The sequence below is a fragment of the Mesorhizobium sp. M0045 genome, from assembly GCF_040323385.1.
GTDB lineage: Bacteria > Pseudomonadota > Alphaproteobacteria > Rhizobiales > Rhizobiaceae > Mesorhizobium.
Window position 1 is genome coordinate 292,197 of sequence record NZ_JAMYUY010000003.1, and the last position, 10,304, is coordinate 302,500.

Sequence of the window (10,304 nt, forward strand, 5' to 3'; positions counted from 1 at the left end):
CGCCTCCGTTCGTGAAGAGTTTTTCGAAAATTTCAAAGTGAAGAGAGTCTAATGAGGCCACAACAGCAAAACAGGCGCATGCGCGGTCGCAACAACAATGGCGGCGGCGGCAATAACAATAACAACAACAACCGTAAGGGGCCGAATCCCCTGACGCGCAACTATGAGAGCAACGGCCCGGACGTGAAGATCCGCGGATCGGCTCAGCAGATTGCCGAGAAGTACGCAACCCTTGCCCGTGACGCGCACAGCTCCGGCGACCGGGTGATGGCGGAAAACTATCTCCAGCATGCAGAACACTATAACCGCATCATCGCAGCCGCTCAGGCGCAGATGCCGATCCAGAACGCCCAGCAGATTCGCGATGATTTCGACGATGATGGCGACGAGGATCGCGACGAGTTCGACAATGCCGGCAACAACAATGCCAACGAGACATCGGGCTCGACGGTCAATCAGGGGGCCGGCCCGCAGCCGGTCATCGATGGCACGCCGGCCGAGCTGGCGCTGAACCAGGAAAACAGCCGTGACAATCGCGGCGGCCGCGATAACCGTGACGGCCGCGACAATAATGGCGGACGCCACCGCGACCGTCGCCCCAATGGCGGTTACGGCCAGAACGGCCAGCGTGGCGAGTATAGCTCGCGCGGCGAGCAGCAGGGTGGCCAGCGCGTCGAACAGCCACGGCGCGACGAGGTTCCGGCGCAGGCGGAGCCCGTGCGGGCAGCTGAGCCGATCTTTGTGGGTGAGCCCGCACAGCAATTCGACAACCTTTCGCCGGCGGGTCTCGCCGCCCAGGCCGAGCTCAACGAAGCCGCTGCCGAAAGCAGCCCGGCCCGCCGCCCCAGGCGTCCGCGTCGCCCGCGCCTCGATGTCGAACAGGCAAATGGCGGCAACGACAACGCCGGCCCTGAGAGTGCCGAGACAAGCAATACCGAGACAAGCAATGCCGAGACTGGCAATGCCGAGACTGGCAATGCCGAGACTGGCAATGTCGGGACCGGCAATACCGAGACTGGCAATACCGACGCTGGCAATGTCGATGCAGCGCCGGCTGAAAGCCCCGGCGGTCAAGCTGTGATCGCAGACGTCGAGAATTGATCGAAAAAACGTTCGGCCGATCTTAGGGCATCCTTTAGCCCAAAAGCGCGTCGCGTTTGGCCGGCCTCATGCGACGCGTTAGGTTTCTATTGTGATGCATATCGTTATCGCAAAACCGCTGCACACTTTTGCGCGACATGTATGGACGGCGGAGAGAAATCTCCGCCGTTTTTGTTTTGTGCGCTCGGAATATTATCCATTCGCCAGTGTCGAGGCGTCTTGAGGGTCCGTGGTTTGCGTCCCATATCTTGCGTGAACAGGATCCGGCTCGAACGGGCGGGTCCGTCACCGCAATCTGATCCGGTGCCGCGAAGCGGGCCGGTGACGGAAGGAGACAGGCATGAATCTTGAAAAATATTCCGAGCGCGTGCGCGGCTTTATCCAGTCCGCGCAAACCATGGCGCTTTCGCGCAATCACCAGCAATTCACCCCCGAGCATATCCTCAAGGTCCTCGTTGATGACGACGAGGGCTTGGCTGCGTCGCTGATCGAGCGCGCCGGCGGCAATGTCCGGGACGTCAAGCTCGGCGTCGAAACGGCACTGGAGGCAATGCCCAAGGTCGAGGGCGGCAATGGCCAGCTCTATCTGGCCCAGCCGCTGGCAAAGGTGTTTTCGACCGCCGAGGAACTGGCCAAGAAGGCCGGTGACAGCTTCGTCACCGTCGAACGGCTGTTGCAGGCGCTCGCCATGGAAAAATCGGCCAAGACGGCCGACATCCTGGCCAAGGCCGGTGTCACGCCGCAGAAGCTGAACCAGGTCATCAACGACGTACGCAAAGGTCGTACCGCCGATTCGGCGAGCGCCGAGCAGGGCTACGACGCGCTGAAGAAATACGCGCGCGACCTGACGGCGGACGCTCGCGCGGGCAAGCTCGATCCGGTCATCGGCCGTGACGACGAGATCCGCCGCACGATCCAGGTGCTGTCGCGCCGCACCAAGAACAACCCGGTGCTGATCGGCGAACCCGGCGTCGGCAAGACGGCGATCGCTGAAGGGCTGGCGCTGCGCATCGTCAATGGGGATGTGCCGGAATCGCTCAAGGACAAGCAGCTGATGGCGCTTGACATGGGCTCGCTGATCGCCGGCGCCAAATACCGCGGCGAGTTCGAGGAGCGGCTGAAGGCGGTGCTTTCCGAGGTCACGTCCGCCGCCGGCGGCATCATCCTGTTCATCGACGAGATGCACACGCTGGTCGGCGCCGGCAAGGCGGATGGCGCCATGGATGCGTCGAACCTGCTGAAGCCGGCGCTGGCCCGCGGCGAACTGCACTGCGTCGGCGCCACTACGCTCGACGAATACCGCAAGCATGTCGAGAAGGATGCGGCCCTTGCCCGCCGCTTCCAGCCGGTCTTCGTCAATGAGCCAACGGTCGAAGACACCGTCTCGATCCTGCGCGGCCTGAAAGAGAAATACGAGCAGCACCACAAGGTGCGCATCTCGGATTCGGCGCTGGTCGCGGCCGCAACCCTATCCAACCGCTACATCGCTGACCGCTTCCTGCCGGACAAGGCGATCGACCTGGTCGACGAGGCCGCGTCGCGGCTCCGCATGCAGGTCGATTCGAAGCCCGAAGCGCTGGACGAGATAGATCGCCGCATCATGCAGCTCAAGATCGAGCGCGAGGCGCTCAAGGTCGAGAAGGACGACGCTTCGAAGGACCGGCTCGCCCGGCTCGAGAAGGAACTCTCGAACCTCGAGGAGGAATCGACCGAGCTGACCTCGAAATGGCAGGCCGAGAAGCAGAAGCTCGGGCTTGCCGCCGACCTCAAGAAACAGCTCGACGAGGCGCGCAATGAACTTGCCATCGCCCAGCGCCAGGGTGAATTCCAGCGCGCCGGCGAACTTGCCTACGGCAAGATCCCGGAACTCGAAAAGCAGCTGAAGCAGGCCGAAGCCAGGGATGGCAAGGCCGGCATGGTCGAAGAAGTGGTCGGCCCCGATCACGTCGCCCATATCGTCTCGCGCTGGACGGGGATCCCGGTCGACAAGATGCTCGAAGGCGAGCGCGACAAGCTGTTGCGCATGGAAGACGAGATCGGCAAGCGCGTCGTCGGCCAGGGCGAGGCCGTGCAGGCAGTGTCGAAGGCGGTACGCCGTGCGCGCGCCGGCCTGCAGGACCCGAACCGGCCGCTCGGCTCGTTCATGTTCCTCGGGCCGACGGGCGTCGGCAAGACCGAGCTGACCAAGGCGCTGGCCAGCTTCCTGTTCGACGACGAGAGCGCGATGGTGCGTATCGACATGTCGGAGTTCATGGAGAAGCACTCGGTCGCCCGGCTGATCGGCGCGCCTCCCGGCTATGTCGGCTACGAGGAAGGCGGCGCGCTGACCGAAGCTGTGCGGCGCCGGCCCTATCAGGTCGTGCTGTTCGACGAGATCGAGAAGGCGCATCCGGACGTCTTCAACGTGCTGCTGCAGGTGCTCGACGACGGCCGGCTGACGGACGGGCAGGGCCGCACGGTCGACTTCCGCAATACGCTGATCATCATGACGTCCAATCTCGGCGCCGAATATCTGGTCAATCTAGGCGAGGACCAGGATGTCGACGTCGTGCGCGACGAGGTGATGAATGTCGTCAGGGCTTCGTTCCGGCCGGAATTCCTCAACCGTATCGACGAGGTCATCCTGTTCCACCGGCTGCGCCGCCAGGATATGGGCCAGATCGTCCAAATCCAGCTCAAGCGGCTGGAAAACCTGCTTGTCGACCGCAAGATATCGCTTTCGCTCGATCAGGAGGCGATCGACTGGCTGGCGGCCAAGGGTTACGACCCGGCCTATGGCGCGCGGCCGCTGAAGCGGGTGATGCAGAAGGAATTGCAGGATCCGCTGGCGGAAAAGATACTGCTCGGCGAGATCCTCGACGGCTCGACCGTCAAAGTCACCGCCGGATCCGACCGCTTGAACTTCCGCTCGAAGCCCGCAGTCGTGGCAACCGAGGCGGCCGCCTGAGTTCAAGCCAAGAGCCTGTTCCATCCCGATCGAATCGGGATGGAATTCCTATCTTCAATTTCGACCATGATCTTGTCCGAAAACCGGCATCCGCTTTTTGCTACGCCGACCTTCGGCCCATGGTCTAACACCACTGGCGGGGCGCAGATGACTTTGGACGACTACAACAGTTTCTGCGCCTCGCTGCCTTCGACGACCCATGTCGTGCAGTGGGGTGGCGCGCATGTCTGGAAAGTCGGCGGCAAGGTGTTTGCGATCGGCGGCTGGAGTGAAGGCAAGGAGCCGTTCGTCACCTTCAAATGCTCCGAGATCGCTTATGACGTGCTGAGGGAACAGCCGGGCCTTCGGCCGGCGCCGTATCTCGCCTCGCGCGGCATGAAATGGATCCAGCGCCGGACAAGCGAAAGCATGGATGATGAGGCGCTGAAGGATTATTTGCGCGAAAGCCACCGTCTCGTCGTGCTGAAGCTGACGAAGCAGGCGCGCAAGGAATTGGGATTCGCTGCCGGTTAATCGGTCAGAAATCCGCCATCTTCATGCCCGGTTCATATTGGAACCTTATGGTTGACAACTGATTTGCCGTCGAAGGGGTTCACCTGCCGCATCGGCCCGAAGATCGGATTCGATTTTCGCATGGCACGACGCGGAGATTTAGGTGTTGGAGCGACCTTTCGCGTCCGAAAGGACGCGCGGCGCTCCGAGGGGACAACGCCGACGGCTGCATTTACGGACCGGAGAATCTTGGCCACCATGTTGCGCACCATCCTCACCCTTTCAGCGTTTGCTGCCGGGCTGCTGGCGTCGAATGCGATGGCCTCGCCGATGGCCGATACCGCGCCGCGGGTGGTTCGTGCTGCCAATGACGGCGGCATTCTTGTCGCCCAGGACGGCAATCTCGACATCTATTACGACGCCAGGGGAAACCGCGTCATCGTCGATGCGGAAACCGGCAAGGTCATCGCCATCCAGCCGCCGCAGACCAGGCTCGACCGCCGTGTTTTGCGCCGCGAGCGCTTGCGCAACCTCGGACCGGTCGAGGAGGACGATCCCTATTATCTCGACGACCCTGAGGACACGGCCCGGTTCCGCCGCAGGCAGTTGGAAGACGAAGGCAGGATCATCGTGCCGCCGGCCGACGAGTACGACCCCTATAGCGACAATTCGATGGAAGCCTTCCCCGAAGCGCCGCGGGATGACGGCTACGGCAATGATTATCCGGAGGCAGCGCAGCCGGTGAGGCCACGCAACATCGAGCGCCAGCCGCTCAACGAGGCCTCGATCGAGCCGGTCGAGCCGACGGTGCCGAACGAGCATGCGGCGTTGCCGCCAAGCACTGGCGGCAAGACGACGGTCGACCCGTCGCTTTCGCTCGGCGCCCGCCAGGACGTGGCGGCGCTGCAGGTGCTGCTCGACCGCGCCGGTGCGTCGCCCGGTGTCATCGACGGACGCTTTGGCTCGAATGTCGACAAGGCGCTCGCCGCCTATAACGAGATCACCGGCAGCAATCTGAAATCGACCGACGCGATCGGTATCCAGGCGGCCCTGGCGCAATCCGGCGGCGATGCCTTCGCCTCCTATACGATCACGCCCGAGGATGCGGCCGGCCCTTATGTTGCCTCGATACCGGAGGACTACAGCCAAAAGGCCCAGCTCGACCGCATGGGCTACACGTCGGTGCCCGAAGCGCTGGCCGAGCGCTTCCATATGGATGAAACCTATCTGAAGCAGCTCAATCCGGACGCCAATTTCAATCGTCCGGGCACCATCATCAAGGTTGCCAATTTCGGCAGGCTGGTAGCGACGCCGGTGGCGCGCATCATCGCTGACAAGGCCAACAAGCAGGTCCGTGCCTACGACGCGGCGGGCAAGCTGGTCGCAGCCTATCCGGCGACTATCGGCTCGTCGGACACGCCGTCGCCGTCCGGCACGCATACGGTGTCGCGTGTCGCATTGGACCCGAACTACACCTACAACCCGAACATAAATTTCAAGCAGGGCGAAAACGACAGGATCCTGACCATCCCGCCAGGGCCGAACGGCCCGGTCGGCTCGGTCTGGATCGCACTGGACAAGCCGACCTACGGCATACACGGCACGCCCGATCCGTCCAAGATCGGCAAGACCGAGAGCCACGGCTGCGTGCGGCTGACCAATTGGGATGCGCGCGAGCTAGCCAAGATCGTGACGCCCGGCGTTATCGTGGAGTTCGTCGAGTAATTTCCCTGGTTCAAAAGTTTGGCAGGTCGGATGCTTTCGCACATCGCCAGCCTTGGAGATTTGCCGAAACCCTATCGTGTCGTCATCCTGGGGCGGAGCAAGGAGCGAAGCGACGCGGCGCAGACCCCTGGATCCATGCCGTTACGATGGAGCACCGCGACGGCGCGGAATTCTGCTCTGCCGCACCCTTCGGCCGAGATCACGGCATGGATCCCAGGGTCTTCGCGACGGAGCTTCGCTCCTGCTTCGCCCAGGGATGACGAAGCTGAGGGCCCTCGGCCAACTTCCACGGTTTGCGACAGCCCACTGCGATGAACGATGTCACCCGATGACCTTGCGCAACAGTGACGCGCGCAGCGCTGCGGCATAGGTCAGCTGCACCACCAGGATGAAGCCGACGCTGAGCAACGGGCTGGCTAGGCATAGTGCCGCGCCGATCGCCCACAGGATCTGTGCCTTGACGATGCGCAGATAGACCGTTCGGGTGGTCCCCGCGTCGACACCGTCGGCCAGGAATCCGTTTTTGTCCGCGTAGCGCCAACTGGCGAGCAGCGTCAGTCCCAGCATCAGAAGATTGAGCCAGTAGACGAGCACCGCGGTCCTGAATTCAAGGAAGTCGGCCAAAAGATCGGTCGAGAACGGCAGCAAGGCGATGAAGCCGAGGAAGCAGAGGTTCAACGTGGCAAGCCGCCGGTCGGATTTTGCGATCAACCCGTGTTGCGCCTGCTGGCCGAACCAGAAGATGGTCAGCGTCAGGAAGCTGAGCGCATAGGTCAGGAAGCGCGGCGCCAGTGCTGTGATCGCGGCGATCAACTCGCTTTCGGAATGCACCGTTTCATGCGCCGGCACCCTGATCTCGAGAACGATCAACGTGAGCGCGATGGCGAACACGCCGTCGGTGATGCCGACGACGCGCCCGCGTCCTTCCGCCGAGGGTTCGAGCGGTCGTTTCATGCGGTAGTTCCCCCTTGTCGCAGCGTTGCGGAAAATCTAGCACGGCATCCACCGTTTGCACCCGGACTGGCGTACTCCTGTCTGTATGGCCAGGTTCGGCCTGGTTTCAACGAGAACAGCCTGCTGGCCGGTTGTCGGCGGCATGCCAGCGGTCTAGGTAAGGCGGCATGCACACGCCAACCAAAGTCGGTACAGGCGCCGTTCCCCTGACCGGGCCACTTCCGGCCGACACGTTCTGCCCGCAGGCGCAGCGGCGGTTCGTGCTGATCGCCGCGATTCTGGCTTCCGCACTCGGTTTTATCGATGGATCGGTCCTGGCCATTGCGACGTCGGCGATCCGCGTCGATCTCGGCGCCAGCCTGGCCGAGGCGCAATGGATCTCCAACGCCTATGCGTTGACGCTTTCAGCCCTCATTCTCGTCGGCGGCGCCGCTGGCGATCGCTTCGGCCTGCGCCACTCTTTCGTCGCCGGCATCGTCCTGTTCATTGCCGCCTCGCTTGCCTGCGCGCTGACGCCTAACCCGGCGATGCTTATTGCATTTCGGGCTGTCCAAGGTATCGGAGCGGCCATCATGGTGCCGGGCAGCCTGGCCATTATCGCCAAAGCCTATCCAAAAAAGGAACGCGGCTGGGCGATCGGCATCTGGGCCGCGGCATCGGCACTGACGACGGCGCTCGGCCCGGTGCTGGGCGGCTTCGTGCTGTCGGTGTTCGGCAACGGCATCTGGCGGGCGATCTTCGCCATCAATCTGCCGCTCGGTCTTATCTCGATCTATCTTCTGCTGGCCAAGGTCCCTGCCGACGCGCCGGCGGAAAAGCGCAGCCTCGATCTCGGCGGCGCTGCACTCGCCATATTGGCGTTCGGAGCTCTCGCTTACGGCCTGACCTCGATGAGTGGTGACGGGGAGGGGCTGATGTCCGGCCCGAGTATCGCCGCCGGTGCGGTTTTGCTCGTCGTGTTCATCGTCTTCGAGCGCCGGCGGCGCGAGCCGATGATCGATCTGTCGCTGTTTCGGATCGGCGCGTTCGCGGGCGCCAACGTGGCGACCTTCTTCCTTTATTTCGCCCTGTCGGCCAATTTGTTCTATCTGCCGATGCTCATGATCGCCGGATGGGGGCTGAGCGCGGCCGAGGTCGGCTTTATATTCCTGCCGCTGTCGGCGTTGATGGCAGTGTTATCCGGACCGGTTGGCCAGTGGTCCGACCGCATCGGGCCTCGCTTTCCGATCGCCAGCGGCAGTCTGGTTGTGGCTCTTGCCTTTGCCGGACTTGCCTTGCTGGCCTATTGGGGCATCCACAGTTTCTGGCTGGGGGTATTCCCGCTGATGGCTCTGATGGGGTTCGGCATGGCGCTGGTGGTATCGCCGCTGTCGACCGCCATCATGACGGCGGTCGAGGACAAGGATACGGGTGCGGCCTCGGGCATCAACAACGCCGTCTCGCGGATCGGCGGCCTGATCGCCGTGGCGGCGATGGGATCGCTGGCGGCCTGGGTTTATGCTGGCGTGCTCAGCACCGGTGCCGGCACCGGCCTTCCGGGTTTCGGCGAACCGCCGCCAGCCGGCCTGGCGCCCGGCCTCGATGCGGCACGACTTGCCGCCAGCGACGCGGCATTCGCAGCCGTTGCCGCGGTGACCGCGCTGCTTTGCCTGCTTTCGGCAATCACCGCCTGGACGACGGTTTCGGGCGAGCGGCTGCCATGGGTGCGCGACACGGCGAATCAGCAGGGCTGACCACGAAAAAACGTCGGCTCAGCCTTCGATCTTGGCGCTCGCGACCTTCAACTGATTGCTGTCTTCCTGCTTGAGCAGGTCGTCGATGCGTTCGCGCTCGCGCTTGAAGGCGACGAGGTCGTCGCCCTTCAGCGTCTTGCCGACCGGCAGGCGGACGCGCATCGAATCGACCTTGGTGCCGTTGACGATCAGTTCGTAATGAAGGTGCGGACCGGTGGAGAGGCCGGTTGAGCCGAGATAGCCGATAACCTGACCCTGGCGAACGCGAACACCCGGCTCGATGCCTTTGGCAAACGCGCTCTGGTGATTGTAGGACGTCTCGTAGCCATTGGCGTGACGCAAGATGATCTGCTTGCCATAGCCACCGGCCCAGCCGGCCTTTTCGACGACGCCATTGCCTGCGGCAATGATCGGCGATCCTACGGGAGCTGCCCAGTCGGTGCCGGTATGCATCTTCACATACCCCAAAATGGGGTGGCGCCTCGCACCGAACCCGGATGTAAATCGGCCATTGGGCAAGGGATTGCGCAGCAGGAACTGCTCGGCGCTGCTGCCGTTTTCGTCGAAATAGTCGGTGCTGCCGTCCTGCATCTGGAAACGGTAGAAATTTCGCGTCGTGCCGCCGAAAGTCGCGGAGACGTAAAGCAGCTCGGATTCGTCGGACGCCTGGTCGTCGCCATCGGGCTGCGAGAACAGCACCTCGATGCGGTCCGTGGGATTGAGGCGCGACTGGAAGTCGACACTGGATGCCAGCAACTTGATCAGCCGTTGCGTCATCGCCTTGGACATGCCGTAGGAATAGGCGGTGCGGTAGATGCCGTCATAGACGTTCGGCAGATTGCCGCGCACTATGGGCGCAGGCGAATCGTCGAACGCCGTCAGCAATTCGGGATTTGGCTCCGGCTCCTGCGCCGGCACGTATTGGTCGTGGTCGTCGAGTGCGATGGTGACGATGTGCTGGGTCCTGTCGTACACGCTGGTGCGAACGATCTTGGCGGCGTCGCCATGGACCTCGAGCCCAACGCGCAGCACGGTTCCTGCCTTGAGGGCCGTGGCATTCAGCAATTTGGCGATCGCCTCGGACATCCCGGTGGCATCCTCGCCGGTATAGCCCGAATCAGCGAAGGCCTCGGCAATGTCGAGATCCTTGGTGAAGGGGATGATTTCCTCGGCGAAAGCCGGCGCCTGGTCGTCGATGGCGGCACGCGGCGACACCGAGACGTTTTCCGGGACGATCTTGACGTCATAGGAGCCGGCCATGCTCTCGGCGAAGCCGTCACCGAATCGCTGCGGGTCGACATAGTGCAGCGACGCGACCTGGACAGCGCCGTCGCTCAGATCGGTGCCGGCCT

At 63.1% G+C, this 10,304-nt stretch carries 7 protein-coding genes (1 of these 7 only partly in view); 5 read left to right on the forward strand and 2 right to left on the reverse strand.

The annotated features are described in order from the left end of the window. Window positions 1–78: 78 nt before the first annotated feature. The 4 genes from NKJ72_RS06470 (at window position 79) to NKJ72_RS06485 (ending at window position 6,265) form a co-directional block, all read left to right on the forward strand. The gene (locus tag NKJ72_RS06470; RefSeq protein ID WP_352476321.1) at window positions 79–1,101 is read left to right on the forward strand and encodes a DUF4167 domain-containing protein; all 1,023 of its coding nucleotides are present in this window, start codon (window positions 79–81) and stop codon (window positions 1,099–1,101) included. A 340-nt stretch (window positions 1,102–1,441) separates the two neighbouring features. Continuing rightward, window positions 1,442–4,048 carry an ATP-dependent chaperone ClpB gene (gene clpB, locus NKJ72_RS06475; RefSeq protein WP_254816714.1) on the forward strand — a complete coding sequence of 869 codons (2,607 nt, stop codon included), beginning with the start codon at window positions 1,442–1,444 and terminating at the stop codon, window positions 4,046–4,048. Window positions 4,049–4,195: 147 nt separating this feature from the next. Continuing rightward, window positions 4,196–4,561: an MmcQ/YjbR family DNA-binding protein gene (locus NKJ72_RS06480; RefSeq protein WP_352476322.1), complete on the forward strand. Its 366-nt coding sequence runs from the start codon at window positions 4,196–4,198 to the stop codon at window positions 4,559–4,561. A 237-nt stretch (window positions 4,562–4,798) separates the two neighbouring features. Then, window positions 4,799–6,265: a L,D-transpeptidase family protein gene (locus NKJ72_RS06485; protein WP_352476441.1), complete on the forward strand. Its 1,467-nt coding sequence runs from the start codon at window positions 4,799–4,801 to the stop codon at window positions 6,263–6,265. A 321-nt stretch (window positions 6,266–6,586) separates the two neighbouring features. Here the strand turns inward: NKJ72_RS06485 and NKJ72_RS06490 are convergent, their stop codons facing one another. After that, the gene (locus NKJ72_RS06490) at window positions 6,587–7,219 is read right to left on the reverse strand and encodes a TMEM175 family protein (RefSeq protein ID WP_352476323.1); all 633 of its coding nucleotides are present in this window, start codon (window positions 7,217–7,219) and stop codon (window positions 6,587–6,589) included. 167 nt (window positions 7,220–7,386) lie between these two features. Here NKJ72_RS06490 and NKJ72_RS06495 point away from each other — a divergent pair, with 167 nt between their 5' ends. Beyond that, window positions 7,387–8,952, forward strand: coding sequence for an MFS transporter (locus NKJ72_RS06495; RefSeq protein ID WP_352476324.1), 1,566 nt, complete (start codon window positions 7,387–7,389; stop codon window positions 8,950–8,952). Window positions 8,953–8,970: 18 nt separating this feature from the next. Here NKJ72_RS06495 and NKJ72_RS06500 read toward each other — a convergent pair whose 3' ends face one another. Beyond that, a protein-coding gene (locus tag NKJ72_RS06500) for a M23 family metallopeptidase (RefSeq protein WP_352476325.1) crosses the window boundary here: on the reverse strand, window positions 8,971–10,304 show its 3' portion. Its footprint extends 625 nt past the window's final position; only the last 1,334 of its 1,959 coding nucleotides appear in the window; its start codon lies beyond the right edge, outside the window — the gene reads right to left on this strand; the stop codon is at window positions 8,971–8,973.

Excerpts from the sequence above, each read along its gene's own strand:
- NKJ72_RS06490 (WP_352476323.1), bottom strand. The coding sequence starts at position 7,219 with ATGAAACGACCGCTCGAACCCTCGGCGGAAGGACGCGGGCGCGTCGTC.
- clpB (WP_254816714.1), top strand. The coding sequence starts at position 1,442 with ATGAATCTTGAAAAATATTCCGAGCGCGTGCGCGGCTTTATCCAGTCC.
- NKJ72_RS06485 (WP_352476441.1), top strand. The coding sequence starts at position 4,799 with ATGTTGCGCACCATCCTCACCCTTTCAGCGTTTGCTGCCGGGCTGCTG.
- NKJ72_RS06470 (WP_352476321.1), top strand. The coding sequence starts at position 79 with ATGCGCGGTCGCAACAACAATGGCGGCGGCGGCAATAACAATAACAAC.
- NKJ72_RS06480 (WP_352476322.1), top strand. The coding sequence starts at position 4,196 with ATGACTTTGGACGACTACAACAGTTTCTGCGCCTCGCTGCCTTCGACG.
- NKJ72_RS06495 (WP_352476324.1), top strand. The coding sequence starts at position 7,387 with ATGCACACGCCAACCAAAGTCGGTACAGGCGCCGTTCCCCTGACCGGG.